This window comes from Nocardiopsis mangrovi (assembly GCF_042653925.1).
GTDB classification, from domain to species: Bacteria; Actinomycetota; Actinomycetes; order Streptosporangiales; family Streptosporangiaceae; genus Nocardiopsis_B; species Nocardiopsis_B mangrovi.
In genome coordinates, this window is record NZ_JBHSFQ010000015.1 from 101,623 (window position 1) to 127,473 (window position 25,851).

The 25,851-nt window shown below is 69.6% G+C and carries 24 protein-coding genes; 9 read left to right on the top strand and 15 right to left on the bottom strand.

Features of this window, described 5'->3' with window-relative positions:
• The first annotated feature begins 20 nt into the window (after positions 1-20).
• The 3 genes from ACFO4E_RS16355 (at position 21) to ACFO4E_RS16365 (ending at position 2,372) form a co-directional block, all read left to right on the top strand.
• Positions 21-413, top strand: coding sequence for a GNAT family N-acetyltransferase (locus ACFO4E_RS16355; protein ID WP_378575744.1), 393 nt, complete (start codon positions 21-23; stop codon positions 411-413).
• Positions 410-868 carry a carboxymuconolactone decarboxylase family protein gene (locus ACFO4E_RS16360; RefSeq protein WP_378575747.1) on the top strand — a complete coding sequence of 153 codons (459 nt, stop codon included), beginning with the start codon at positions 410-412 and terminating at the stop codon, positions 866-868. Before ACFO4E_RS16355 ends, ACFO4E_RS16360 begins: the two co-directional genes overlap by 4 nt.
• Before the next feature lie 220 nt (positions 869-1,088).
• Complete coding sequence (locus tag ACFO4E_RS16365) at positions 1,089-2,372, top strand: glutaminase (protein WP_378575750.1); 1,284 nt, start codon at positions 1,089-1,091, stop codon at positions 2,370-2,372.
• Between the two features lie 142 nt (positions 2,373-2,514).
• On the opposite strand, the gene ACFO4E_RS16370 is transcribed toward ACFO4E_RS16365, so the two are convergent.
• The 7 genes from ACFO4E_RS16370 to ACFO4E_RS16400 form a co-directional block, all read right to left on the bottom strand.
• Positions 2,515-3,552: an extracellular catalytic domain type 1 short-chain-length polyhydroxyalkanoate depolymerase gene (locus tag ACFO4E_RS16370; RefSeq protein WP_378575753.1), complete on the bottom strand. Its 1,038-nt coding sequence runs from the start codon at positions 3,550-3,552 to the stop codon at positions 2,515-2,517.
• A gap of 201 nt (positions 3,553-3,753) precedes the next feature.
• Complete coding sequence (locus ACFO4E_RS16375; RefSeq protein ID WP_378575756.1) at positions 3,754-4,593, bottom strand: alpha/beta fold hydrolase; 840 nt, start codon at positions 4,591-4,593, stop codon at positions 3,754-3,756.
• A gap of 79 nt (positions 4,594-4,672) precedes the next feature.
• On the bottom strand, positions 4,673-5,800 hold the full coding sequence (locus ACFO4E_RS16380) for a serine hydrolase domain-containing protein (protein ID WP_378575759.1): 1,128 nt from the start codon (positions 5,798-5,800) through the stop codon (positions 4,673-4,675).
• A 206-nt stretch (positions 5,801-6,006) separates the two neighbouring features.
• On the bottom strand, positions 6,007-6,252 hold the full coding sequence (locus ACFO4E_RS16385; protein WP_378575763.1) for a (4Fe-4S)-binding protein: 246 nt from the start codon (positions 6,250-6,252) through the stop codon (positions 6,007-6,009).
• Positions 6,253-6,289: 37 nt separating this feature from the next.
• Positions 6,290-6,598, bottom strand: a complete 309-nt coding sequence (locus ACFO4E_RS16390; RefSeq protein ID WP_378575766.1) for a GNAT family N-acetyltransferase — start codon at positions 6,596-6,598, stop codon at positions 6,290-6,292.
• A gap of 207 nt (positions 6,599-6,805) precedes the next feature.
• Positions 6,806-7,273 carry a MarR family winged helix-turn-helix transcriptional regulator gene (locus tag ACFO4E_RS16395; RefSeq protein ID WP_378575769.1) on the bottom strand — a complete coding sequence of 156 codons (468 nt, stop codon included), beginning with the start codon at positions 7,271-7,273 and terminating at the stop codon, positions 6,806-6,808.
• Between the two features lie 184 nt (positions 7,274-7,457).
• A complete protein-coding gene (locus ACFO4E_RS16400; RefSeq protein ID WP_378575772.1) occupies positions 7,458-8,270 on the bottom strand; it encodes an NmrA family NAD(P)-binding protein in 813 nt (270 codons plus the stop codon).
• Here ACFO4E_RS16400 and ACFO4E_RS16405 point away from each other — a divergent pair.
• On the top strand, positions 8,160-8,546 hold the full coding sequence (locus tag ACFO4E_RS16405) for a MerR family transcriptional regulator (protein WP_378575775.1): 387 nt from the start codon (positions 8,160-8,162) through the stop codon (positions 8,544-8,546). The genes ACFO4E_RS16400 and ACFO4E_RS16405 overlap by 111 nt on opposite strands.
• 21 nt (positions 8,547-8,567) lie before the next feature.
• On the opposite strand, the gene ACFO4E_RS16410 is transcribed toward ACFO4E_RS16405, so the two are convergent.
• On the bottom strand, positions 8,568-9,509 hold the full coding sequence (locus ACFO4E_RS16410; RefSeq protein ID WP_378575778.1) for a DUF5996 family protein: 942 nt from the start codon (positions 9,507-9,509) through the stop codon (positions 8,568-8,570).
• Positions 9,510-9,533: 24 nt separating this feature from the next.
• The gene (locus ACFO4E_RS16415) at positions 9,534-10,259 is read right to left on the bottom strand and encodes a flavodoxin family protein (RefSeq protein ID WP_378575781.1); all 726 of its coding nucleotides are present in this window, start codon (positions 10,257-10,259) and stop codon (positions 9,534-9,536) included.
• Positions 10,260-10,806: 547 nt separating this feature from the next.
• Here ACFO4E_RS16415 and ACFO4E_RS16420 point away from each other — a divergent pair.
• Together ACFO4E_RS16420 and ACFO4E_RS16425 are read left to right on the top strand one after the other, a co-directional pair.
• On the top strand, positions 10,807-11,991 hold the full coding sequence (locus ACFO4E_RS16420) for a CE1758 family FMN-dependent luciferase-like monooxygenase (RefSeq protein ID WP_378575784.1): 1,185 nt from the start codon (positions 10,807-10,809) through the stop codon (positions 11,989-11,991).
• 59 nt (positions 11,992-12,050) lie between these two features.
• Positions 12,051-12,773 carry a CE1759 family FMN reductase gene (locus ACFO4E_RS16425; RefSeq protein WP_378575787.1) on the top strand — a complete coding sequence of 241 codons (723 nt, stop codon included), beginning with the start codon at positions 12,051-12,053 and terminating at the stop codon, positions 12,771-12,773.
• A 61-nt stretch (positions 12,774-12,834) separates the two neighbouring features.
• Here ACFO4E_RS16425 and ACFO4E_RS16430 read toward each other — a convergent pair whose 3' ends face one another.
• On the bottom strand, positions 12,835-14,745 hold the full coding sequence (locus tag ACFO4E_RS16430; RefSeq protein WP_378575790.1) for a S9 family peptidase: 1,911 nt from the start codon (positions 14,743-14,745) through the stop codon (positions 12,835-12,837).
• Between the two features lie 219 nt (positions 14,746-14,964).
• On the opposite strand from ACFO4E_RS16430, the gene ACFO4E_RS16435 reads away from it, so the two are divergent.
• Together ACFO4E_RS16435 and ACFO4E_RS16440 are read left to right on the top strand one after the other, a co-directional pair.
• Positions 14,965-15,324 carry an MmcQ/YjbR family DNA-binding protein gene (locus tag ACFO4E_RS16435; protein WP_378575793.1) on the top strand — a complete coding sequence of 120 codons (360 nt, stop codon included), beginning with the start codon at positions 14,965-14,967 and terminating at the stop codon, positions 15,322-15,324.
• Between the two features lie 162 nt (positions 15,325-15,486).
• Positions 15,487-16,122 (top strand): TetR/AcrR family transcriptional regulator C-terminal domain-containing protein, encoded by a 636-nt coding sequence (locus ACFO4E_RS16440; RefSeq protein ID WP_378575795.1) that lies wholly within the window; start codon positions 15,487-15,489, stop codon positions 16,120-16,122.
• Between the two features lie 116 nt (positions 16,123-16,238).
• On the opposite strand, the gene ACFO4E_RS16445 is transcribed toward ACFO4E_RS16440, so the two are convergent.
• The 5 genes from ACFO4E_RS16445 to ACFO4E_RS16465 all read right to left on the bottom strand — a co-directional run bounded on the left by ACFO4E_RS16445 (position 16,239) and on the right by ACFO4E_RS16465 (position 23,070).
• Positions 16,239-17,687 (bottom strand): FAD-dependent monooxygenase, encoded by a 1,449-nt coding sequence (locus tag ACFO4E_RS16445; protein ID WP_378575797.1) that lies wholly within the window; start codon positions 17,685-17,687, stop codon positions 16,239-16,241.
• A 491-nt stretch (positions 17,688-18,178) separates the two neighbouring features.
• Complete coding sequence (locus ACFO4E_RS16450) at positions 18,179-18,649, bottom strand: bifunctional nuclease family protein (protein ID WP_378575799.1); 471 nt, start codon at positions 18,647-18,649, stop codon at positions 18,179-18,181.
• A 273-nt stretch (positions 18,650-18,922) separates the two neighbouring features.
• Positions 18,923-19,462 (bottom strand): FHA domain-containing protein, encoded by a 540-nt coding sequence (locus ACFO4E_RS16455; protein WP_378575801.1) that lies wholly within the window; start codon positions 19,460-19,462, stop codon positions 18,923-18,925.
• A gap of 361 nt (positions 19,463-19,823) precedes the next feature.
• Positions 19,824-22,322: a sugar phosphate nucleotidyltransferase gene (locus ACFO4E_RS16460; protein WP_378575804.1), complete on the bottom strand. Its 2,499-nt coding sequence runs from the start codon at positions 22,320-22,322 to the stop codon at positions 19,824-19,826.
• Positions 22,323-22,377: 55 nt separating this feature from the next.
• Positions 22,378-23,070 (bottom strand): CDP-alcohol phosphatidyltransferase family protein, encoded by a 693-nt coding sequence (locus ACFO4E_RS16465; RefSeq protein ID WP_378575872.1) that lies wholly within the window; start codon positions 23,068-23,070, stop codon positions 22,378-22,380.
• A gap of 448 nt (positions 23,071-23,518) precedes the next feature.
• On the opposite strand from ACFO4E_RS16465, the gene ACFO4E_RS16470 reads away from it, so the two are divergent.
• Complete coding sequence (locus ACFO4E_RS16470; protein ID WP_378575806.1) at positions 23,519-25,849, top strand: carbon starvation CstA family protein; 2,331 nt, start codon at positions 23,519-23,521, stop codon at positions 25,847-25,849.
• Positions 25,850-25,851 lie beyond the last annotated feature (2 nt).

Here is a 25,851-nt window from a genome sequence, read left to right on the forward strand (position 1 = left end):
CCCACTGAGAGGTAGTCGAAGTGACCGGACAACAAACCGACAGAACCGGCGCCCCCGTGCGTATCGCGCTCGACGAGACCGACGCCATCAGCGCCTACACCGTGAGCCTGGACGACGGAACCCTCGCCGGCCGTGCGGCCTTCGTCGACCCGCCGGGGGCCGGCGGCGAGCGCATCTTCTACCACACCGAGATCGCCGAGGAGTTCGGCGGTCGTGGCCTGGCGGGGCTCCTCGTCCGCGAGGCGCTGGCCGACAGCATCCGCAAGGACCTCACCGTCGTGCCCGTGTGCCCGCTCTTCCGCAACCACCTGGACAAGCACGGCGAGGACTACACAGCCGAAGGAGGGCGGTTCCGCCGGCCGCGGCCGGCCGACCTCGCCACCGTCCAGCAGGCGACCAAGGGTGCGGCATGAGCGCGGAGCGACCCTACATCGACAAGCAACACCCCGAGGTGTACAAGGCCGCCGTCAAGGCGGCGGCGGCCTCCCGGACCGCGGCACACGAGGCCGGCCTCGGCGACGACACGATCGAGATGATCAACATCCGCGTGTCGCAGATCAACGGGTGCCCGACCTGCCTGAGCGTCCATTTCCCCAAGGCGCTCAAGGCCGGGGTGGAGCAGAGCACCCTGGACCTGCTGCCGGCATGGCGGGAGGCCGGCGTCTTCACCGATGAGCAAAAGGCCGCGCTCCTTTTGGCGGAGTCCCTCACGGTGATCGATCCGGCGATCGACCGGGACTCCGTCAACGCGCGTGCGGCCGTCCACCTGACCAAGGACCAGATCTCCGCGGTGGAGTGGATCACCACCATGATCAACGCGTTCAACCGCGTCTCGATCGCCAGTGGCCACCCGGCGCTGACATCGTAGGAGATAGGAGAATGGCCCTGCCGCCGTGGCCAGCGGGTTCAATGAACGGTGCCACGGCGGCAGGGCCGGGGCGCGCTGTTTCGCGATGGCGTGCCTCATCGCCGGGGCTGCCCGGCCTCGGCCGCTCAGTTCGCCGACATCGGGCCGTGACGCGCAGGGGCCGACCGCCGTTGTGAGGGCCGCTCACCCGTCGTCGTGTCCCGGTCCCAAGGAGCGCGGAATGCGATCACCGATACCCGACTATCTCGCCGAGGTACGCGGAGCCGTCGAACCCGACCGCTCCGGCGCGCCCGCGGGCTACATCCCCGAGCTCGCGGCAGCCGACCCCGAGCGCCTGGGCATGGCCTTCGCGATGGTGGACGGCGAAGTCCACGCCTGCGGCGACGCCGATCAGGCGTTCACCATCCAATCGATCTCCAAGCCGTTCGTCTACGCGCTCGCGCTGGCGGACCGCGGTTTCGACACCGTGCTGGACAAGATCGGGGTGGAACCCTCGGGAGAGGCCTTCAACGAGATCTCCCTGGAAGCGGGGACCGGCCGCCCGCTCAACCCGATGATCAACGCGGGCGCGATCGCCACGCACTCCCTCGCCGGCACCGAGCAGATGGGGGCCGGCGACCGGCTGCAACGGGTGATCGACGGGCTGTCCGCGTTCGCCGGGCGCAGCCTGGCGACCGATGAGTCGGTGTTCGCCTCGGAGATGGCACACGCCCACCGCAACCTCGCGATCGCGCACATGCTGCGGACGCACGACATCCTCACCGAGGACCCCGCAACGGTGGTCGAGGGCTACACCCGGCAGTGCTCGGTCCTGGTCACCGTGCGCGACCTCGCCGTCATGGCCGCGACCTTGGCCAACAACGGCGTCCACCCGGTCTCCGGGCAGCGGGTGGTGCCGGGCCCGGTGGTACGACAGGTCCTGAGCGTGATGTCCACCTGCGGGATGTACGACGCCGCCGGAGACTGGGCGACCCAGGTCGGCATCCCCGCCAAGAGCGGTGTGGCCGGAGGGCTGATCGGGTCCCTTCCAGGGCAGGTCGGTATCGCCACGTTCTCCCCACGGCTCGACGCGCACGGCAACAGTGTCCGCGGGGTCTCACTGTTCAAACGCTTCTCCTCCGACATGGGGCTGCATCTCATGGAGGTTCCGGCATCGGCGCGCGCGGTCGTACGCGGTACGCGCGTCGTCGGTACCGGGACGGCCGCGGGCCGGGTCGTGGAGATCCAGGGCGCGATCCGCTTCACCGGTGCCGAGCGGCTCGTGCGCGAAATCGTGTCCATCGCGCCCCGTGAGCCCGGGGTGGCCCTGGACCTCACACACGTCCACTCCATCGACGACGTGGCTCGCAGGATGCTCTTGGAGGTCGTGCGGCGGCTCACCCTCGATGGCCACGACGTCTATCTGGTCGACCCCGAAACGATGGTGCCCGATCCCGATCCCGGCGACGGTGGCCGCGTTGTCGCCGTTCGCACCGTGGAGGAGTTCGTGCACCGTCATGGATGACCGGCCGCGTGCTCGCCCGCGCACGCGGCCCGGGCGGCACACGGGGTGCCCCGGCCCCGGCCCGCACGTGGCGACGGCCCTGAGCGGCACCGCGTCGCCTATCCCGGCGCACCGCGCCCGATGCGCGGATCAGCCGTCCGGCTCAGCCGTTGCCGCGCCCGTCGGGCATCGGGTGGCGCCGCGCGAAGTCCCAGACGAGGGCGGTGGCATCGGGCCCCGCATGGTCGATGTACACGCCGGCCCCGTCCGGTCCCGGCCATGCGTGCCCCAGACCGTCGACGACGTGCGCCTCGACGACGGAGGTCCCCTCCGCCGTGGACACCGTGGTGTGCGTACCGCCGTACCTGCCGCCGGCCGGTGAGACGCGCGTGGTCTCCTCGCGCAGGCCGAGGCTGTCGTTGAGCATGCCGTCGTCGGCCAGGTCGCTCACGGCCGTCCAGTGCTCGACCAGCCGTTCACCGACGATGGGCGGCACGACCTCGTCCCGCCCTCCCTGGACCACGAGCAGCGGGACCGGTCGCGCGTGTTCGCCCATCTGGGACCACGCCTGGCGTGCGGTGGCGGTCGGCGGAGTGATGTCCGGGTGGTCCGGGTCCACCTGGTTCAGCCCGTACTCACCGCCCGCGACCGACGTCACCGTCGCGAAGACGTCGGGATAGGTGGCACCGAGGATGACGGCGGTCCCCGCGCCCGACGAGGCGCCGGCGGCGTGCACCTGCGCCGGGTCGGCGTTGTACTCCTCGACCACCTCCCGGGCGACACCCGCGAGGAGTGCGGGCTCACCGGAGCCGCGCCGCTGCTGTCGCGGATCGGAGGAGTTCCAGCAGTTGATCGCGCTGCGGAAGAGCCGTTGGGTGGGGTAGACGACGATGAATCCCGCACGGTCGGCCAGCCGGTTGAACCGGGTCGTGGACTTCATCGAGTTCCAGCCGTAGCCGGTCATTCCGCAGCCGTGGATCGCCATGATGACCGGCAGCCGGGTCGTCCCGTCATGCTGCGGCGGCAGGTGCACCTGGTAGCGCTGGCGGCCCTCGTCGCTCGCGTACACGTGATTGCGGTCTCCCTCCCCCATCCACGTGGGAAGGCCGAACTGGAAGGCCGCCGTGAGGAGCCCGGCGGTGGCCATGAGCACGACGGCGGCGGTCGCGGTGATCCAGGGCCATCGCCGCCGGCGCCGCACACGGCCGGAGCCCCTATGGCTATGGTCGGGGTCCCGTTCTCGGGGTGGTGTCGGCATCCGGGCTCCAGCATGCTCGTCCGGGGGGTGTCTTCAGCGTCGTGCGGGTGACCGCCCGGGCATCAGGCCGCGCGGCGGGGCCGGACGGGCCCGGTCCACGCCGCGCGGTCAGCGGGCGGTGGCCACACCGCCGGCCCTGCCGATCTAGCCGAGGAAATCGAGAAGCGCGGTGTTGACCTCGTCGGCGTGCGTCCAGAGCAGCCCGTGCGGGGCGTTCTCGACCTCCACGTACCGCGCTTCGGGGAGGAGCCTGCGGAAGCGGCGGGCCGTGGCGTCGATCGGAAGGATGTTGTCGGCGGTGCCGTGCAGGATCAGGGCCGGCTTGCCGCTTGCGCGCACCGCCTCGACATCGGCGCGGAAATCCTCGATCCAGGAGGAGACGACGGCGTAGGCCGCCACCGGAGCGCTGGAGACCGCCGTGTTCCAGCTGCCGGTGACCGCTTCCGGGCTGATCCGGACGCCGAGGTTCTCGTCAAGGTTGTAGAAGTCGGAGAAGAACTGCGTGTACCAGGCGTAGCGGTCGCCCTTGGCCGCCGCCTCGATGCCGTCGAAGACCTTCTGCGGCACCCCCTCGGGGTTGTCGTCGCGGGCGACCAGGAACGGCTCCAGCGAAGCGAGGAAGGCGAGCTTGGCGATGCGCACGTGGCCGTAGCGGGACACGTAGCGGGCGAGCTCGCCCGTGCCCATCGAGAATCCCACGAGGACGACGTCGCTCAGGTCGAGGGTGGTGAGCACGGTGTTCAGGTCGGCGGCGAAGGTGTCGTAGTCGTAGCCGGTGCCGACCTTCGATGAACTGCCGAAGCCGCGACGGTCATAGGTGATGACGCGGTAACCGGCGGCGAGCAGCTCCCGTGTCTGGCGCTCCCAGCTGTGGCCGTTCAGCGGGTACCCGTGGATGAGCACGACCGGCTGACCCGTGCCCTGGTCCTCGTAGTAGAGGTCGATCGGCGTGCTGTTCTCGTTTCCGACATTGATGTATCCCATGGTCTCTTCCCGTCGTTTCCCGGTGGGTGCGCCTTGGAGGGCAGGGGCTTGGAGCCGCCTCCTGTTATCAGCGCGTCCGTTATCGCAGGCAGTCGTGAATGGCGCGCACGTAGGCCTCGGATCGGTCCGATCCGATGATCCCGGGCGCCATCTTGTTCATCGCATAGCTGATCGTCGTGCGGGTATCGAGATCCATGATGGAGAGCGACCCGCCCCAACCTCCCCAGTAGCAGGCGCGCCCCTGAGGCACGTACGGCAGTGTCGCGGTTTCGGGCAGGGCGTAGCCGATGCCGAATCGAAGCGGGACACCGAGGACCAGATCAACGCCGTGGCTCTGCTCATCGAAGATGAGCGAGATGGTGTCCGGGGAGAGGAGTTTCACCCCGTCCACCACGCCGTCCAGTGCCAGTGAACTCAGGATCCTGGCCACCGAGCGCGCGTTGCCGTGACCGTTGACCGCACCCAATTCGGCGCGACGCCACGCGGCGGTGTTGGCCGTTTCGGCGGGGACGGGCGTCCTCATGAGGACCTTGTACGGCAGACCGTCCCGGTCCAGGTCCATGTCCAGCGGCGGTGGAGGTGTGACCGCCGCGATCCGGCCCCAGTCGGCCTCGGTCGCGCCGATCTGAAAGTCCGCGGCGAGCGGACCGGAGATCTCCCCGGCGACGAAATCCGTCAGGGACCTGCCGCTGACCCGGCGAACCAGCTCACCCACCAGATGGCCCTGGCTCTGCGCGTGATACCCGGAAGCCGTCCCCGGTTCCCACCACGGTGCCTGCGCGGCCAGCCGGCGGGTGGCCATGGCGGTGGCGTACATGTCCTCCACCTGAAACGGCGCGTCCCAGCCGGCGACACCTGAGGTGTGGCCGAGGATGTGGCGGACCTCGACGCGTTCCTTGCCGTTCTCGGCGAATTCCGGCCAATACCGCGCCACCGGCGAATACGGGTCGATCCGGCCTCGGTCGATCAGCATCAGCGCGGCGAGGTTGGTGACCATTTTGGTGGTCGACCAGAGATTGGTGATCGTATTCTCCGCCCACCGCTCGCGGTGTTCGGCGTCGCGCCAACCGCCCCAGATGTCGACGACGACGTGCCCGTCGATATCGACGACGATGCCACCGCCCAGTTCGTTCCCCGTCTCCAACTGCTGCGCGAACACCTCCCGCACCGGCCGGAATGAGGGGTCGTGCCACCCGTGCACCTGCACCGAGCAGCCCCTTTCTCACTGTCACGGACATTTCGATACAGCAGAAATGCGCTCCGCGGGCTCATTCCCGTGCACCGGACTGTCACCGCGCCCCCCGAGGTCACGGACTCCCGCAATCCGACCGCGAATCAGCGAGTGATAATCAGGAACACGGATCCGATGAACGGTGGTGGCGATCAGGGCCGTGGTGCATCGCCGTCACACCATCAGGTGACCTTGTCGATGCCCTCGTCCGCGAGCCGGTACTGGAGTGCGCCTGAGGGGCAGCGCCGCACCACTTCGGCCAGGCGGTCGGCGGGGGCACGGTCCGGCTGGATCCACGGGCGCCGGGCCGTGTCGAACACCTCAGGCAGACCGCGGACGCATTCGGCGGCGTGCAGACAGCGCCGGGCCTCGAAGGTGACCGTGATCGACCGCCCCTCGTACGCCTTCTTCTCGGATCCGCCGCTCATACCGGCCTCCGTCACCATCGTGTCCGACTCCGGTCGTTCAGTCGCTGACCTTGCTGCGCGACCGGTACAGCAGGTCCTGGTATTCGGGATGACGGGCGATCCAGCCCGAGAAGAAGGGGCAGGTCGCCAGCACCCGCAGGTTCGCGGCCCGCGCCTCATCAAGGGCGGTGCGGGCCAGCGCGGACCCGACTCCCCTGCCCTCGTACTCCGGCGTGACCTCGGTGTGCACGAACGCGACGAGTTCTGACGTACGGATGTACTCCGCGACGCCCGCGACCTTGGACTCTCCGTCAACGCGGGCCTGGTAGCGCTTCGCCTCGGGCACGTCGCTCACTTCGACCGCCATACGTCCTCCTCCGGGGTCGTTCGACCATGCCACCACACTAACGGGATTCAGTTGATCTATCAACTTATTCTCAGTAGGACGACTCGAGCCGTCGCAGCTCACGGCAACATCGAATCCCCACGTCAAGCGAGCATCCGCGACAGTCCCACGCACGATTGATGACAGGTCAACTGAACCTCTCGCGGAGAACTTCGTATCGCCCCCCGTTCAGTCCGGCTGCTTCTCCATGTGGTCGGAGACGCGCTTGGAGAGCCGGCCGAGTGTCCTGAGTTGATTCGGGGTCAGGGCGTCGATGAACAGACGGCGGACGTGCTCGACGTGTAGGGGTGCGGCGGTTTCGATCGCCTTGCAGCCGTCCGGAGTGGCGACGATGAACGCTCCGCGCGCGTCGTCCGGGCATTCCTCCCTTGCCACGAGCCCGCGCTTCATCATCCGCCTGGTCTGGTGGGACATCCGGCTCTTCTCCCACTCCAGGTGTTTGGCGAGCTCCAGAATGCGCATCCGCCTGCCGTCGGTTTCGGTGAGCTTGTGAAGCACGAGGTAGTCGGAGGCGGACATTCCAGAGTCTGCCTGGACAAGTCGGGACAGCCGTCCGACGAGCGTCTCCTGCATGCGGATGAAGCTGTCCCAGGCGGCCTGCTCATCCGCATCGAGCCAGCGTGGCGTCGCGTTCATAGCCGCAGTGTAACGACATTGTTGACAGCTCATCCACTTGAGCGTATGTCCGGAAGGGGCCGATGGCCGGGTCCGCGGCGGCATGTGACGCGGAGGATCTCGTACCCCCGTTGCTGCCTCAGAGTGTCCGGCTTACTCGGTCTCCGGCCCCCGAGGGCGGGACGGATCGCCCACGGGGCCTCGTTCAGCGCAGAGCGATGCCCGTGTCCGTGGAGCGGAGCGCCTCTTCGAGGAGGCGCGCACCAGGGCCCGCCAGCCAGCGGTCGAAGCGCAGCAGGAAGGGGAACTCCGCGCGCAGCGCGTCGAGGTCCGCGTTTCCCACCAGTCGGCCGTCGTCGACGAGTGCCGCCACCTTGCCGAGGATCCCATCCTGCGCGAGCAGCGTCTCCGGAAGGCGGCTGTAGCCGATCGGCCGGCCGGCGGCCCGGGTCAGATGCCCGGCCAGGGCCGTGCCGGTGAGCGCGTCACCGGCGATCTCCACGGTGCGGCCGGCGTAGCGGTCGGGTGAGCCGAAGACCGCGGCGGCGATCCGGCCGATATCGCGTACGGCGATGAACTGCATGGCCTGGTCGGGGCGCATCAGGAAGGACAGGTGGCCCCGGTCCAGGCCCGTTCCGGGTTGCACCAGGACCTCCATGAACGTGGCCGGCCGGATGATGGTGCCGGCGATGTCCAGATCCCGGATATGGGCCTCGATACGGCTCTTGACGTCGAGATGGGCGACGCCCGTCGGTGCGGGCCCCACGGCGACCGTCGAGCTGTAGACGAGGTGGGTGACACCGCAGCGCTCGGCGGTGTCGGCCACCGTCGTGCCGAAGCGGAGCTCGTCCTCGTCGGTCACGCCGGAGCCGGCCTGGCCGGAGTTCGGCTGGACGCTGAAGACGCCATGGGCGCCGGAGAAGGCCGCGCGCAGCGACTCCGGATCGCCGAGGTCGCCGCGAAGGCGGGCGTCAGCGTCCGGGCGCTGCGCTACTACGAACAGCAGGACTTGCTGCACTCCACCCGGAATCCGGGTGGCCAGCGCGAGTATTCGGCCGGTGCCGTCGAACGGGTCAGGCTGATTCAACGGCTCTACGCCCAGGGCCTGTCCAGCAGAACCATCCGCGAGGTCCTGCCGTTCGCCGACTCCGGTGAGGAGCCAGCGCAACTGCTGGAGCTGCTCGAGGCCGAGCGCGACCGCCTCGACCGGCAGATGACGGACCTATGGGAAGCACGCACCCGGCTGCACGCCTGCATCACCGAGGCCCGCGAGCAGGACCCGGGCCCTCACTAATCGCCTGCCCGTGTCGTTTCCTCAAAGCGCAGGGGGTTCCTGCCACCGCAAGGGGTTGTCCTCCAGCGCGGGGCGGTCCCAGTGCCCGCGGTCCGCGGCCGCTTCGTAGGTGGTGCGGAGGAACTCGGCGACCGCGCGGTCGGGGTCGGGTGCGGCGCGGGCGACCTCATATGGCAGCAGGAACTGCTGGAATTCGGTACTGAAGTACGCGCCTTCGGGGCCGATCGGCTGATCGGCGAACCCGTCGGGTGCGGGGTAGGCGTAGGAGTAGAAGGCGCCCTCCTCACCACCGCCGGGCCAGAACCCGCAGCTGGACAGTTCCCGGGAGTAGCCCTCGACCATGACCCAGTCCCCGCAGTTGGGCGCTCCGCCCGGGTGCGGCGGAGCCGGCCGCCCGGAGAAGCGGGTGCAGGCGAGATCCATCGCTCCCCAGAAGAAGTGCACCGGACTGACCTTGCCGACGAAGTGCGACCGGAACTCGCCGATCACCCGGTTCGCCTGTAGCAGCTGACGCCAGAACAGGGTGACCGCCTCGCCGTCGTAGGAGGCGTGGTCGTGGTCCTCGGCGAAGGGGATGGCCGGCTCGACCTCGTTGGGGTGCGGCCGGATCGGTGCCTCGATCCCGAGTTGGCCGAGCATGTCCATGATCCGGGTGTAGAACTCGGCGACCGGCATCGGACGGAGCGGCAGGCTCCGCGCGCCGCCGTCACTGCTGCGGACCTCGAGCCGGTGGTCGACGAAGTCGAACTCGATCTCGAAGGCACCGTTGCGGTACGGGATGGTCGACGTCGTCAACCCGCGCGGGCTGACGTAGAGGGTCACCTGCCACCAGTGGTTGATCAGCGGGGCGTGGGCCATGCGGATCTTGCCCACGATCTGGGTCCACATGTGCAGGGTGTCGCGGGTGGGGGTCCAGTCCGAGACCCGCAGGCTCGGCCAGGTCATCGTTGCCGGGATGGACATCGGTTCTCGCTTCCTTCGCGGCGCTCAGCGGTATTCGGGGTTGGAGTTGCCGGGGCGGGAACCGGCGTCCCAGGCCGCGCGCTGGTTTCCGTAGGCCGGGAAGCCGCCGGCGCGTCGGATCATCGACGCGAGGTGGAGCAGGTTGTAGGTCATGAACGCGACGTTTCGGTTGGTGAAGTCGTTGTCCGGGCCGCCGGAGCCCTCGTCGAGGTAGGAGGGGCCGGGGCCGACCCCGCCGAGCCAGCCCGCGTCGGACTGGGGCGGCACGGTGAACCCGATGTGTTGCAGGCTGTAGAGGATGCTCATCGCGCAGTGCTTGAGGCCGTCCTCATTGCCGGTGATCAGGGCGCCGCCGACGCGTCCGTAGTAGGCGTACTGGCCGTGTTCGTTGAGCACGCCGGAGTAGCCGTAGAGCCGCTCGATCACCCGGCGGGTCACCGAGCTGTTGTCGCCGAGCCAGATCGGTCCGGCGATGACCAGGATGTCGGCGGCAAGGACCCGGTCCAGAAGTGCGGGCCATTCGTCGGTGTCCCACCCGTGCTCGGTCATGTCCGGGCGGACGCCGGTGGCGATGTCGTGGTCGACGGCGCGGATCTGGTCCACGCCGACCCCGTTCGCCTCCATGATCGCCACGCTGCGGTCGACCACGCCCTGGGTGTGGCTGCGCTCGGGGGAGCGTTTGAGGGTGCAGTTGATGTAGGTCGCGCGCAGCCCGGTGAAGTCGGGCTTCTCGGTCACGGGTGCGGTCATGGGTGTCCTTCCGGGATGGTGGCGACGTAGTGGATGTGCGGCGGGCAGGCAGACCGGTCGGCAACCCGGAGGAGTGGACCTCCCGGGCCACCGGCCGGGTCCGGGACGGAAGGGCCGAGCACGCCGGAGAAGCCGGACGAACCCCTGGCGGATCCCGTCGCCGATCCGGCCGGCCCGGCGACGCGGCCGGCCAACGCGGTTCAGCTACCCGAATGGCCGCCGGTCATGGGCTCGGCCGCCGACACGCCCTCCGGCTCCGGTGGCTGTTATACAGTGATGGAAGTGGACAGGTCAACTAAACCAACTCACCACCCCTTCCACCCTTTAAGGCCACTGACCAGCATCGTCCCTAAGGGGTGGTGGGTGCGGTCCGATGGACGTTGCGCGCCGCGCACCGGCCGAGCTCGCACCATCCCGCAACAACACCGGCGTCGTCCCTCCGGGCACACCGCTGCCGGAGCAGACCGGAAACGACGGAACTGAACCCCCGCGATCCCCCCGGGCCGATCCCGGCCCGGCGGCCACACCTTCCGAGAGGACCCCCACCGTGCAGTTCGGCATCTTCACCGTCGGCGACATCGCCCCCGACCCGGTCACCGGGCGGACGCAGAGCGAGGCCGAACGCATCCGCAACATCGTCCGTATCGCCCGGCGCGCCGACGAGCTCGGCCTCGACGTCTTCGCGCTCGGCGAGCACCACAACCCGCCTTTCGTGCCGTCCTCCCCACCGGCGATCCTGGGCCACGTCGCGGCGGTCACCCGCACCATCGTCCTGAGCACGTCGGTCACGCTGATCACGACCAACGACCCCGTCAAGATCGCCGAGGACTACGCGACGGTCCAGCACCTCGCCGACGGCCGCCTGGACCTCATGCTCGGGCGGGGCAACACCGGGCCGGTCTACCCGTGGTTCGGCAAGGACATCCGCGACGGCGTCGCGCTCGCGCTGGAGAACTACAACCTGCTGCACCGGCTGTGGCGCGAGGACGTCGTGGACTGGGAGGGCAAATTCCGCACGGCGCTGCAGGGGTTCACGTCGACCCCGCGACCGCTGGACGATGTGCCGCCGTTCGTCTGGCACGGCGCGATCCGGACTCCGGAGATCGCCGAGCAGGCCGCCTTCTACGGAAACGGCTATTTCGCCAACCACATCCTGGCGCCCAACTTCCACTTCAAGCCCCTGGTGGACCTCTACCGCACGCGCTTCGAGCACTACGGGCACGGGACCGCGGACCAGGCGATCGTGGGGCTCGGGGGACAGGCGTTCATCGCCCGCCGCTCCCAGGACGCCTACGCCGCGTTCCGTCCCTACTTCGAGAACAGCGCTCTCTTCCGCGGGAGCCGCCTTGAGGACTTCGCGAGCGGGACGCCGCTCAGCGTCGGCAGCCCGCAGGAGGTCATCGACAAGACCCTGACCTTCCAGGAGGGGTTCGGCGACTACCAGCGCCAGCTGTGGGCCCTCGACGCTCTGTCCATTCCGATCGAGGCGGCGCTCGAGCAGGTCGAGCTGCTGGCCACCGAGGTCGTCCCGGTGCTGCGCCGCGAGCTGGAGTCCCGCCGTGCCCCCGGTGTCCCCGACGCGCCCGCGCACGCCACGCTGGTGCGGGCGAAGTACGGCGACGCCGAGCCGCGTCAGCCGCGCCCCAATCCGAACCGGGGCGACAACCTGTCCGGGGACTCCCCCTACCAGGACAGCGACCCCAAGGTGTCGGCCCGCTACCCGGCCCTATGACCATCGCCCCCCCCGGCCGCAGACGCTCCCGGACCCGGTAGGAAGAAGGCAGGACAGTCATGAACGATCACCTGACGCAGCCCCGCGCGGGCGGGCCCGAGCCGGTCCGGCTGGTCGTCGTCAGCGCGGGGGTGAGCGATCCCTCGAGCACGAGGATGCTCGCCGACCGCGTCGCGGGCAAGGCCCTGGAGGCCCTGCGCCGCGGCGGCCGCGACGCGACGGCGAGCGTGATCGAGCTGGCTCCGATCGCCGGCGACATCGCGCGTGCGGTCGTCTCGGGCCACCTCGACGGCCCGGTGCAGGAGGCCGTCGACCGGATCGCCGCCGCCGACGGGCTCGTCGTGAGCACGCCGGTCTACAAGGCCGGCGTCAGCGGGCTGTTCAAGTCGTTCATCGACGTCCTCGACGACGACCTGGTCATCGCGACCCCGGTCGTCCTCGCCGCCACCGCCGGCAGCGAGCGCCACGCCATGGTGGTGGACGACCAGATGCGCCCGTTGTTCGCCTTCCTGCGGGCGCTCCCGGTCCCGACGTCGCTGTTCGCGGCGCCCGGCGAATGGGCCTCACCGGCGTTCACCCGGCGGATCGAACGCGCCGCCGGGGAGCTGGCCCACCTGGTCGGTTCCGGGATCCGGACGACCATCGCCGACTCGGAATGGGACGGCTATCAGCACCGCTTCGCCGGCAACGCCACCCGCTCGCAGCACACGGCCGACGACGTCGACTTCGACACCGATCTGATGCGCCTGGCGACCGGCGGCACGTCACGGCCCGCTTCGTGAGGCTCCGGTCCGACGACGAGGACACGCGGAGACACGACTCATGAAGTGGTTCGTACCGGGTCTATTCGAGGTGGTGTGTCCCGTGTTCTTCGGATACGGACCGGCTCCCCAGGTGTCGTGAGAGGAAGCGGTCGGCGGCCTCGAACAGGGTGATCTGGTTCTCCGGGTTCACGAAGCCGTGCCCCTCGTCGTCGAAGACGAGGTACTCGACGTCGACACCGCGCGAGCGCAGGGACTCGACGATGTTGTCGGACTCGGCCTTCACGACGAGGGGGTCGTTGGCGCCCTGCGCCACCATCAGCGGCGCGCGGATCTGATCGATGCGGGTGATCGGGGAGCGGGCGAGCATGTCCGCCTCCTGCTCGGGGACGGCCGGGTCGCCGACATAGCGGTAGAAGTTGTTGACCAGGCCCGGGCGGACGAACTCGGGCTGGGTCCGCAGGTAGTTCGCCAGGTCCGAGATGCCCACGACGTCGATGACCGCGGCGAACCGGTCCGGGGTGAAGGCCGCGCCCACCAGTGCCGCGTACCCGCCGTAGGAGCCGCCGACGATCGCCACCCGGTCCGGGTCGGCGTAGCCCTGTGCCACCGCCCAGTCCACGGCGTCGATCAGGTCGTCGTGCATCCTGCCCGCGAACTCACCGATCGCGGCCTGGGTGTGGGCCTTGCCGTAGCCGGTGGAGCCGCGGAAGTTGACCTGGAGCACCGCGTAGCCGCGGTTGGCCATCAGCTGGACCGCGGGGACGAATCCCCAGGCGTCCCGGGCCCAGGGGCCGCCGTGGACCAGCAGCACCATCGGCAGCCCCGATGGCTCGACACCCACGGGCAGTGTCAGGTAGGAGGGCAGCGACAGCCCGTCCCGTGCGGTGATCGTGACCGGGCGCATCGGGGCCAGGGACTCCGGGTCCAGGTGCGGGAAGGGCCGGAACAGCAGCCGGGACTCCCCGGTCGCGTGGTCGTAGAGCCACGTGGCCCCGGGATCGCGGTCGTGTTCGAAGGAGGCGACCCAGCGCCGGCGGTCCCGGTCGAAGGACACGTGGGCCAAGTCCCCGTCGGACAGCTTCTCCAGGTTGCCCAGGACCTCGGCGAAGTGCGGGTCCAGGGCGTGGATCACCTGCCGTTCGCCGTAGTAGCGCACCCCCAGCAGGTCACCTCGGTGATCGCGGATCAGCGGTTCGGGCACGGCCGGGTCGACCATCATGCGCGCGTCGACGTCGAAGGCCGGGTGGCTGTCGACCTCGGTCTCCTCGCCGGTGGCCAGATCGATCCGGACCAGGCGGGTGCGGTCGCTACCACGGTTGGAGACGATCCACAGGCCGGTCCCGTCCGACGTGATCTGTGAAGGCGACCCTACGGGGTAGTCGGCGCCTTTCCACTCCACGACCTTGTGCAGTGCGCCGGTCGCGGTGTCGCGGCGGGAGAACTCCAGGTCGCCCTCAGAGGTCAGCTCGGAGAGGAACAACTCACCGTTGCCGGCCCGGGACCACACCTTGCCGGGGCCGGGGCTCTCGGCGAGCAGGCTGAGTTCACCCGTGGCGATGTCGAGCTCGTGGCAGTCGAACTCCGCGACGTCGCGGGCGTTGATCAACAGGGTCACCTTCCCCGGACGGCCCGGGGAGGGTTCGAAGCCCAGGACCGTGGCTCCGGGAAAGGGCGTGAGGTCGACCGCGGGCGATCCCGGTGTGTCGAGGTCGACCCGGTACAGGTGCCACCTCTCGTCCCCGCCGTCGTCCTGGAGGTACAGCAGCCGGCGCGCGTCGTCGGCCCACTCGTAGGTCCGCACGCTTCGGCTCTCGTCGGCGGTGACGGGCCGGGGCTCGGAATCGGCTTCGAGGTCCTGGACCCAGACGTTGAGCCGGTTCCTCCAGGGTGCGAGGAAGGCGATCCGGGCGCCGTCCGGGGAGATCGACGCGCTGGTGCGCTGCGGCGGGTTGAAGAGGTCCTCGATGCTGTGCAGGTAGGGAAGAGCCATGTTCGTCCTGTCCTAGGTCCGCGGCGCCGCCGGTGATCGCGTGCCCGTCGATTCAAGCCCCCCGAGGGTTCGTCGGGCAGTGGCGCCGCGTCAGCACCTCTTCATGACATTCCCGTGGGTGAAGGCATGACGTGGTGTCATTTTCCGCCCGGCCCATCGCTCCCTGCGGACCAACGCCCGCCGTCTCCCGGTTCACCGGATGTGTGGTTATCTCACTCCATGGGTGTTGAGATCGCGCGCTTCCTGCGACTGGTGGAAGCACTGCCGGAGGCCGAGCACGAGGAATCGGTCCGCTACACGGCGTTCGGCGTGGCCGGCAGGAAGTTCGGCTACCTCTGGCCGCGCACCAGGACCGTCGGCCTGAAGCAGACGCTGTCGGAACAGCACGCCCTCGTGGCCGAGCGGCCCGAGGTGTTCGAGGTGCAGTTCACCGCGGGCGGGTTCGGCTGGGTCGTGGTGCACCTGGACGGAATCGACCTGGACGAGCTCAGCGAACTCGTACTGGAGGCGTGGCGGCTGTCGGCACCCGAACACATGCTCGCCGACGTGCCCACGCCCGCGTCCCTTGTCCGGGCCTGAACCGGGCCCCGCGCGAGACCGCGCACCGGACGGCCCCGCGGCCATCGTCCACCATCAGGGAATTCCGCAGGCTGCCGGATCCCACCTGAACACCGCTAGCATTCATCAGGGATCGGCTTTCACGCGCCTCTACGGACTTTCACCGGACAAGAAAGGCCACTCGTGCCCGAAGAGCAGGCCGAGGCGAAGAACACACCGGCACACCAGCGCCTCACCCTGGATGATGTGCTTTCGTCCGCCCTCGACCTCCTGAACGCCCAAGGAATCGAACAGGTCACGCTCAGAGGAGTCGCACGCCGGCTCGGCGTCCACCTGAACTCGGTCTCCTTCCAGGTCAAGAGCAAGGCTCGACTCTACGAGCTGCTCGCCGACCGAATCCTGGGAGAGGTGTCCACCAGGGATCTTCCCCTTGGGCCTCGCGCGCGGGTGGTGGAACTCGCGGGGCGATACCGTCGCGCACTGCTCTCCCACCGGGACGGCGCCCGAATCGTCATGGGCACGACCGCTGTCGAGCGGAACACCCTCACCGTCGGCGACATCATGGTCGGGGCACTGCTCGAGGGCGGTGCGGACAAGGTCACCTGCACGCGATCGTTCTGGGCGATCTCCTATTTTATTCTGGGCATCGCACAGGAAGAACAGAACTGGCCCGATAACGCCGATTACCGCTTGAGAAAGGCGCTCGAAATCGGATCGTATCCGACACTCGAAAAGGTCTCAGCCGCCTTGACAGAGGACTCCTTCGACGAGCGCTTCAGATTCGGCATGGACGCGCTGTTGTCGGCCGCGGGCATCTGAAAGCGCACGCTCCGGTGTCGGCAGGCCGAACCATGGCGCCGCCACGTCCCCGATGTGCGCATCCGCCCCGGTGGTGGCGGCGAGCCACCGGGCCACAGGCGAACGCCGGGCCCTGTTCAGGCCGATGCGGACGGGCGGAACGCGTCGATCGCCGCCCTGAGCGCCTCGGAACCCGGCTCCGCCTCCGCCCAGCGCACGTACCCGTCCGGACGCACGAGGGCGACGTCCCGGTCGGCCGGCTCCGCGTGCGGCACCGGCCCGTGCACGTGATGGATACCGCGTCCGGCCAGGTCGTGTTCCAGATCGGCGAACCGGTTCCCGGGGTCGAAGAGGATCGCCCCACCCCTGGCGGAGATGTCGGCCGTCGGACCGGTGTGCAGAGCCCCCAGGCGCCGACCGACCCACGGATGCCCGCCCGACGACGGATAGGCCACCGAAAGGCCGGCGAGGTGCTCCGCGAGATGCGATTCCAGTTCGGGGACCGACTCGATCACGTCGTTCAGCAGGGCCCGCAGCGCCAGGCGATCGTCGTCGAAAGCGCAGAGGAGGGCGGTCTGGGCCCGGGTGCTGCGCGCAAGCTCGCGCCCCACGCGGTGCCGCTCGTCATGGTAGTCGTCGAGGACGCTCCGGTCCGCGAGCCCGTCCACGAGGTCCGCGAGACGCCACCCGAGGGCGTGGGCGTCCTGGATACCCACGTTCATCCCCACTCCCCCTGCCGGGAAATGCATGTGAGCGGCGTCTCCGGCCAGAACGATGCGCCCCTTGGAGTACCGTTCCGCCACACGGGTCTCGTTGCCGAAGCGGGAGAGCCACCGGGGTGAGTGCATGCCGAAGTCCGATCCGGTGATGCGCACGACGGTCTCCCGGAACTCCTCGAAGGGCAGCTCGCGCCCCGCAGGGTTCTGGCGGGCCGGATCGACGCCGACGAGGCGGTACCCCCCGGACGGAATCGGGACGAGCATGACCAGCCCCTTCTTCCCGGGAGGAGGCGGCTTCCCGGTGGGGGGCGCGGAGAGTTCCACATCACCGAGAAAGCCGTACACCGTGGAGTCCGTGCCGTGAAAGCCGATACCCGCGGTCTCGCGGACGGTGCTGCGGGTCCCGTCGCAGCCGGCCAGGTATCGGCAGTCGAGTCGATACGTGCCTTCGGGGCCGGACACCTCGACCGTGACGCCGTCGGCGTTCTGTTCGGCGGAGGCCACGCGGTGTCCCCGCCTCAGTTCGGCCCCCAGCCGGAGCGCCCTGGCCTGGAGAACCCGTTCGGTGTCGGCTTGCGGGAACAGCACGGTGTAGGGGAACGGAGTGTCCAGCCCGGAGAACTCGAGCCTGCGTTCCAGTACTCCGAAGTGCCCGTTGGGAACGCGATGGCCCCGATCGAGCAGCTCATCGGCCGCCCCCCGTTGCGCCAGGACCTCGATCGTTCGTGGATGCACGGTGAACGCCTTGGAGAAGGGCGAGATGTGGGCGTTCGGCTCCAGGACGAGAACGTCGACTCCTCGGACGCGCAGTTCACAGGCGAGCCACAACCCCACGGGCCCCGCTCCAGCGACGACGACGTCGACCACGCGAACCTCCTATTTGTTCATTGACCAAGTTGGTCAATGAACAAGTTAGGTGATCGCCATGGCCTCTCACATGGAGGCGGCGCGATGGTTATCCAAACGAGATTATGGCCCGGCCTGCGGAGGCTGCGGCCTGCAACAGGCCGTTGCGCCGCCCGCACGGCGCAAGAGGATCGGCACGCCGGAAGGCGTCCGGGCGGCCCCGAGCGCGGCGCGGAACCGGAGCGGTTCAGGACCGGCAGCGGCCGGTACCGGTGGCCGGGAATGTTTCGCCGGGAATGGTGGGGCGTACCGCTTCGCCCCCAAGGCCACGGCGCCGCCCGAAAGATCGGCGGGTTCTGGATCCGCGTTCTCCGATGGGCGTCCCGGACCGGCTTCCGAAGCCGCTCCGAGCGGATCCGGAGGGGGCCTGCTTCAGGTCCGCTTCGGATCGGCCCGCTCAGGGCTTCCGGCGAAGCACGTGGCGCACGCCCCATGACCTGCGCATACTGCCGTCAGGTGGTGCGCCCGAAGTCCTCCGGGGTGATCTGGTCGAGGAACTCGCGGAACTTCTCGACCTCGTCCTCTTGTTCGTCGGGGATCGGGACCCCGGCTTCGTCGACGACGTCGTCGTGCGCGTAGATGGGCGTTCCCGTGCGCAGGGCGAGGGCGATGGAGTCGGAGGGGCGGGCGCTGACCTCGACGCCGTTGGAGAACACCAGCTCGGCGTAGAAGATGCCGTCGCTGAGCGAGGTGATGTTCACGGTGCTCAGGCTGGCGTCCAGCGCTTCGAGGACATCGCGGAACAGGTCGTGGGTCAGCGGGCGGGCAGGGGCGACCCCCTGCTGGGCCAGTGCGATCGCGGTGGCCTCGACCGCGCCGATCCAGATCGGCAGGTACCGCTCGCCGTCGGACTCCTTGAGCAGGACGATCGGCTGATTCGAGGGCATCTCGACCCGGACGCCGACAACCTCCATGTGCTTCACTGCGGCTCCGTCCCACGACTCGTCGTGCCGGATGGGCACTCGCCCGGATGTGCGCGTATTAGTCCCATTCACGGTACACCGCCGAGGCGAGGTTCCGCCGGATCGGGTACCGGCGCCTTCCGGCACCGGGCCGAGCCGGCGGCCCCGCCGAGCGGTCCGCGGTCCGCGCCATGGCGCCATGCCCCGGACCGCGCCGCGGGTCGGCGGTCTTCCTTAGAAGGCTGTCCGGTCCCGGGGGGACGCAAACCTTCGGACGCGGCCCGAGCCCGTCCCTCAGCGGCGCGGCTTGGTGAGCAGCACCAGGCGGAACTTGCCGATCTGGACTTCGTCGCCACCCCCGAGTTCGGCTTCGTCGATCCGCTCGCGGTTGACGTAGGTGCCGTTCAGGCTGCCGACGTCGCGCACGCCGAAGCCGTTGCCGCGGCGGAAGAACTCGACGTGCCGGCGGGAGACCGTGACGTCGTCGAGGAAGATGTCGCTGTTGGGGTGCCGGCCGGCGGTGGTGACGTCGCTGTCCAACAGGAACCTGCTGCCGGCGTTGGGGCCGCGTTTGACGACCAGCAGCGCCGTGCCGGCCGGAAGCGCGTCGACGCTCCCGTTGTCGGCGGGCAGCTCGTCGCCGGCGTCGGCCTCGGCCTCAAGGGCCTGGATCCCGGAGATGGAGATCGTCGACGTGGTCTCGCCGACGGAATCGCCGCGCCGCTCGGCACGCGGTGCCTCCTGGCCCGCGCGGATGGGGGACCCACAGTTGGAGCAGAAACGGGCATCATCCGCAACGGCGTGACCGCACTTCGTGCAGTAAACGCTCGACATAGGTCGGCTCGGCCTCCTACCGCACGGGGCGGTGCTTGAATCGTCTGGTGGTCATGCTCACGGATGGCCGGGTATACCTTCCGTCCACCCACACTGCAAACGGGGCTGACAGGTGTGATGTTCCCGGCGGCCTCGCGGTTCTTACATCGTGTCGTGTCATCCCCCACATCCGGCGCTTCCCCACACGTCGGGGGCCGGTCGTGCGCGGGGCCGCGCACACCGCCCGACCACGGCGGTGCGGGAACACTCGACTCTAAACCATAGCGACGTCCGGCAGCAGTCTCCGCCCGCCTTCAGCAGGGAGATCGGCCCCGCGGACAAAGGGAGCGCCCCCGTTCGGAGGCGCTCCCTCAGGCCGTGCTCAGCCCTCGGCTTGCTCGACCACCGCGGCCCATTCGTCCAGCAACCGCTGAGCGGTGTCCGATTCGGGACCTTCGGCCCAAAGATGGGTCACGGCCTCGGAGGTGTCGGGCAGGACCAGCGCCCACGCCCCTCCGGGCTCGATGACGCGCACGCCGTCGGTGGTGTCGATCTCGCGGCCCTCCGCGGCCTCGACCACCGCCCGCATCACGCTGCCCTTGACCGCCCACGGGGTGGGCACCGAGCGGCGCAGCAGGTGCGCCCTGGGGATGCGCCGGTCGATTTCGCTGACCGACAGCCGGGTGCGCGCCACCAGCCCCAGCAGGCGGACGAACGCCGCGATGCCGTCGCCGGTCCGGGAGAACTCCGGCAGCACGTACCCGCCGCGGCCGTCGCCGGCGAACACGATGTCCTCGGCGTTGGCCGCCTTGGTGAGCTCGTCGGTGGCCGTGGGCGTCCACTGCACCTGGACGCCGTGCGCCCCGGCCACCTGCTCGGCGACACGGGTGGTGGTGACCGGGAGGGCCACCCGGCCGCTCTTGCGCTCGGCGGCCACCAGGTCGAGCACCACCAGCAGGGCGCGCTCGTTGTCGACCACCTCGCCGTTGTCGTCGACCAGGGAGAGGCGTTCGGCCACCGGGTCGAACCGCACCCCGAAGTCGGCCCGCGAGGAGCGGACCAGCTCGCCCAGGCGCTGGAGGTCGCGCATCTGCTGGGCCAGGGTGTCGGTGGGCGACGCCTCGTCGAGCCGGTTGTTGACCGTGAGGACGTCGACGCCGATGCGGCCCAGCAGCGACGGCAGGATCAGCGACCCCGTGCCGCCCGCGCAGTCGACGACGACCTTGAGCCCGGCCTCCTCCACACCGGAGGTGTCGATACAGCGCAGCAGCTCATGGGAGTAGTTCTCCACACCGCGCGAGGGGAACGACAGCTCGGCGATCTCACCGGGGAACGCGCGCCTGTACTCGGCCCGGGAGTACACGCGCTCCAGCTTGCGCTGGCCGGCCGGCGAGAGGTCGGCGCCGCGCTCGTCGAAGAACAGGATGTCCACCGACTGCGGGGCGCCGGGCGTGGTGCGCAGGCTGATCCCCCCGCTGACCCCGCTCTGGGAGGTGTGGAACCGCGCCACGGGCAGCGGCACCACCTCCAGGTCGCGGACGTCGATCGCGCTGGCGGTCAGCGCGCTGATCACCGCGCGCTTGAGCGTGCGCGCGCCCCGTGAGACGTCGCGCGAGGTGGTCACCACCGACCCCTTCTTCAGGGTGGTGGCGTAGGCGCTGGCGATGCGCACCGCCAGCTCGGGGGTGATCTCGACGTTGATCAGGCCCGAGACGCCGCGCGGCCCGAAGAGCGAGCGCTGGCCGCGCGACTCCCAGATCACGTTGGCGTTGACGACCGCTCCGGCCTCGATGGTCTTGAAGGGGTAGACCTTGATGTCGTTGGAGAGGTAGGCGTCGGACTCGATGACGCATTCCTCGCCGACGATCGCCCCCTCCTCGACCCGGGCGCCCGACATGACATCGGTGTTCTTGCCGATGACGCAGCCGCGCAGGTGGGTGCTGGCGCCCAGGTAGACGTTGTCGTGGACGACGCTCCGGTGCAGGAACGCCTCGGAGCGCACGACGACGTTGCTGCCGAGCACGGTGTACTCGCGCAGTTCGGCCCCCGCCTCGACCTTGGCGTAGTCGCCGATGTAGAGGGGCCCCTTGAGGACGGCGTCGGGGTCGACTTCGGCGCCCTCGGCCACCCACACCCCGGGGGACAGCTCGAAGCCGTCGATCTCGACGTCGACCTTGCCGGACAGCACATCGGCCTGGGCGCTGAGGTAGCTCTCGTGGGTGCCGACGTCCTCCCAGTAGCCGTCGGCGATGTAGCCGTACAGCGGGGCGCCGTCCTTGAGGAGCTTGGGGAAGACGTCCCCGGACCAGTCGACGACCTCGCCCGCGGCGACCTCGTCGAGCACCTCGGGCTCCATGATGTAGATGCCGGTGTTCACCGTGTCGGAGAAGACCTGCCCCCAGGTCGGTTTCTCCAGGAAGCGCTGCACGCGCCCCTGCTCATCGACGATGATGATGCCGAACTCCAGCGGGTTGGCCACCCGCTTGAGCCCGATGGTGACCATGGCGCCGTTCTCGCGGTGGAAGCGCACCATGTCGGAGAGGTCGATGTCGGTGAGCGCGTCGCCGGAGATGACGATGAACGGCTCCCCGCGCAGGTGCTCCTCGGCGTTCTTGACGCTGCCCGCGGTGCCGAGCGGCACCTCCTCGGCGACGTAGTGGAGGTTCATGCCGAGCTCTTCGCCGTCGCCGAAGTAGTTCCGGATCAGCGTGGCGAGGAACTGTACGGTCACGACGGTGTCGTCGAACCCGTGCCGCTTGAGCAGCCGGAGCACGTGTTCCATGATCGGTCGGTTGACGACGGGCAGCAGCGGCTTGGGCTGGTTGGCGGTCATCGGGCGCAGGCGGGTGCCCTCGCCGCCGGCCATCACGACGGCCTTCAACGGGGCCACCCCCAGACCCCGGTCGGTTGTCGGCGAAACGCCCTGGGGCGCGTGCTCATGGTGGGGACGTCGCTCCCTTCCTGTTGCTGGACGGTGGCCCGGAGTGACTGGATCGGGGGCCGTCCGGCGCCTTCGCCGCACGGTCGCCGTGGTCCGGACCGGGATCGCCGTTCGTGGCCGCCGGCCGCGGGCCGGGCGCACTGCCCGAGCCGGAGCGGCGGTCGGCCCGACGGGCCTCGCGGATCAACCGCTGGCCCTGCACTGCATAGAGCAGGCCGGCCCACCAATAGATAGCCGTTCCCCAGATCGCGAACGCCCAACCCACAATTCGGGCGACATCACCGACGATTCCGTCATATACGGCAATGAACAGCAACGGGAAGGAGTAGAGCAGGCACAGGGTGGCGGCCTTCCCGGCGAAGTTGACCGGGAGCGTGCCGTAGCCGTAGTGGCGCAGCACGGGCAGGGCGATCACGATGAGCACGTCGCGCAGCACCAGGACGGCCATGAGCCACCACGGCACGATGCCCCGGACCACCAGGCCCAGCAGCGCCGCGAAGATGTACAGGCGGTCGGCCAGCGGGTCGAGCACCACCCCGAGGCGGCTGGTCTGGTTCCAGGCGCGGGCGATCTTGCCGTCGAGCCAGTCGGAGACCCCCGCGAACGCGAGCACCCCCAGGGCCCACCAGTCGGCCTCCGGACCCAGCACGAGCCACAGGAACAACGGCACTCCGGCCAGCCTGAGCATGCTGAGCAGATTCGGGATCGTCCAAATGCGATCGCGCGCCGGACTCTCTTGGATCGCCACCCCACCTCCCCTGTGTCCCGGATAGCGAGCCTACCCGGCGAAGCACCGCATCATGCCGGTACCTGGGCCGTCACCAGCGCGTTGTCACGGCTCCCACCCGCCGTTCGGCGGGCCGGCGGACCCCCGGGCCGGGGACGGCCGCCCTGAGGCCGCCCTGAGACGGCCCGGGGACGGCCCGGGGACCCCCGCGGCACGGCGGCGCCGGCGTTTCTCCGGGATGACGACAGGTCAGCGCGGATGACCCGATGGTTAAGACGTGATTAAATCGCCGCCTCGCGGTCATCGACGCGGCTCCGCCCGAATGCCACGATGACGGCGTTCACCGCAGGCCCCCGGCCCCGTCGGCCGCGTTCCGACCGGCGGCCCCGTGACCGAAAGGGGGTCGCCCGTGGCAGCACGCACGGCCGACCAGGAATCGCCCCCCGCACCCGCATGGACCCCCCGGCGCATCCTCGTATGGGCCGCAGTGGCCCTCGTCGGGGCCGTGTCCTGGGGCGTCATAGCGCTGTCGCGGGACGAGGAGATCTCGGCCACCTGGCTGGTCTTCGCCGCGATCGCCAGCTACGCCATCGCCTACCGGTTCTACGCCCGCTTCATCACCTACCGGGTCCTGCGGGTCGACGACACCCGTGCCACCCCCGCCGAGCGCATCAACAACGGCGCCGACTACCACCCCACCGACCGGCGGGTGCTGTTCGGCCACCACTTCGCCGCCATCGCCGGCGCCGGCCCGCTGGTCGGCCCGGTGCTGGCCGCGCAGATGGGCTACCTGCCCGGCACCATCTGGATCATCGTCGGCGTGATCTTCGCCGGCGCGGTGCAGGACATGGTGGTGCTCTTCTTCTCCATGCGCCGCAAGGGCAAGAGCCTGGGCCAGATGGCCCGCGAGGAGATCGGCCCGGTGGGCGGCATCGCGGCGCTGATCGCCGTGCTGGCGATCATGATCATCCTGCTCGCGGTGCTGGCCATGGTCGTCGTCAACGCGCTGGCGGAGTCGCCATGGGGCGCGTTCTCCCTGATCATGACGATCCCCATCGCGCTGCTCATGGGCTTCTACCTGCGCTATCTGCGGCCCGGCAAGGTCATCGAGACCTCGGCCATCGGCGTGGTGCTGCTGCTCCTGGCGATCATCGGCGGCGGCTGGGTCAACGCCCACCCCGTCCTGCACGAGATGTTCCTGTTCAGCCACAACGAGCTGACCTTCGGGCTGATCGTCTACGGGTTCGTCGCCTCGGTGCTGCCGGTGTGGATGCTGCTGGCGCCGCGCGACTACCTGTCCACCTTCATGAAGGTGGGCGTGGTCGTGATGCTGGCGCTGTCGATCATCGCCGCGCCGATCGCGGCGGCCCTGCTCGACATCCCCTCGCTCTCGCTCCAGCTGCCCGCCGTGACCGAGTTCGCGTTCAACGGCCAGGGGCCGACCTTCGCCGGGGCCCTGTTCCCGTTCCTGTTCATCACCATCGCCTGCGGGGCGCTCTCGGGCTTCCACGCGCTGATCGCCTCGGGCACCACGCCCAAGCTGATCGAGAAGGAGTCGCAGATCCGGGTGATCGGCTACGGCAGCATGCTGACCGAGTCGTTCGTCGCGGTCATGGCGCTGATCGCCGCCTGCATCCTCGACCCCGGGCTGTACTTCGCGATGAACATGCCCGCCGGAGCGCTGGGCGACACCGTGCAGGCCGCGTCGGCCACGGTCACCCAGCTCGGCTTCACGGTGTCGCCGGAGACCCTCCAGCAGGCCGCCGACAACGTCGAGGAGAACAGCATCCTCTCGCGCACCGGCGGTGCGCCGACGTTCGCCATGGGTGCCGCCTACATCTTCTCGGCGGTCTTCGGCGGCCAGGCGATGATGGCGTTCTGGTACCACTTCGCGATCATGTTCGAGGCGCTGTTCATCCTCACCACCGTCGACGCCGGCACCCGGGTCGGCCGCTTCATGCTCCAGGACACCCTGGGCAACGTCTACAAGCCCATGCGGAACGTGAGCTGGAAGCCCGGACTGTGGCTGACCAGCGCGCTCGTCGTGGCCGGCTGGGGCTACTTCCTGTGGGCCGGCGTGAACGACCCGCTGGGCGGCATCAACCAGCTGTTCCCGCTGTTCGGCATCGCCAACCAGCTGCTGGCGGCGGTGGCCCTGACGGTGTGTACGACCCTGCTGATCAAATCGGGCCGGGCGAAGTACGCCTGGGTGACGCTGGTGCCGCTGGCCTGGGACGCGGTGGTCACCTTGACCGCCAGCTACCAGAAGGTGTTCTCCACCGACCCCGCGATCGGGTTCTTCGCCCAGCGCGCCCAGTACTCCGAGGCCCTGGCCAACGGCGAGACCAGCCTCGGGGCCGCCGGCTCCCCGGAGGAGATGCGCCAGGTCGTCGTCAACACGACGGTCGACGGGATCCTGTCGGCGTTCTTCGCGCTGCTGATCATCATCATCGTGGCGGACGCCTGCCGGGTGTGGATCAAGGCGCTGCGCGCCCAGGGCGTGCTGCCCACCACGGAGGAGCCCTACCAGGAGTCCCGGATCTGGGCGCCTTCAGGGCTGATCCCCACCCCCGAGGAGCGGCGGATCGCCCGCGAGCGCACGCCGGCCGGCGTGGGCGCCGGCGGCCCCGGAGGCCCGGAGCAGCCGGCCGCACAGGAGCCCCCGAGCGTGCCGGACATCGGGGCCGAGCCGAACGGGCCGGACGGCTCGGGCGGCACGGGCGGCTCGGGGAACACCTGACC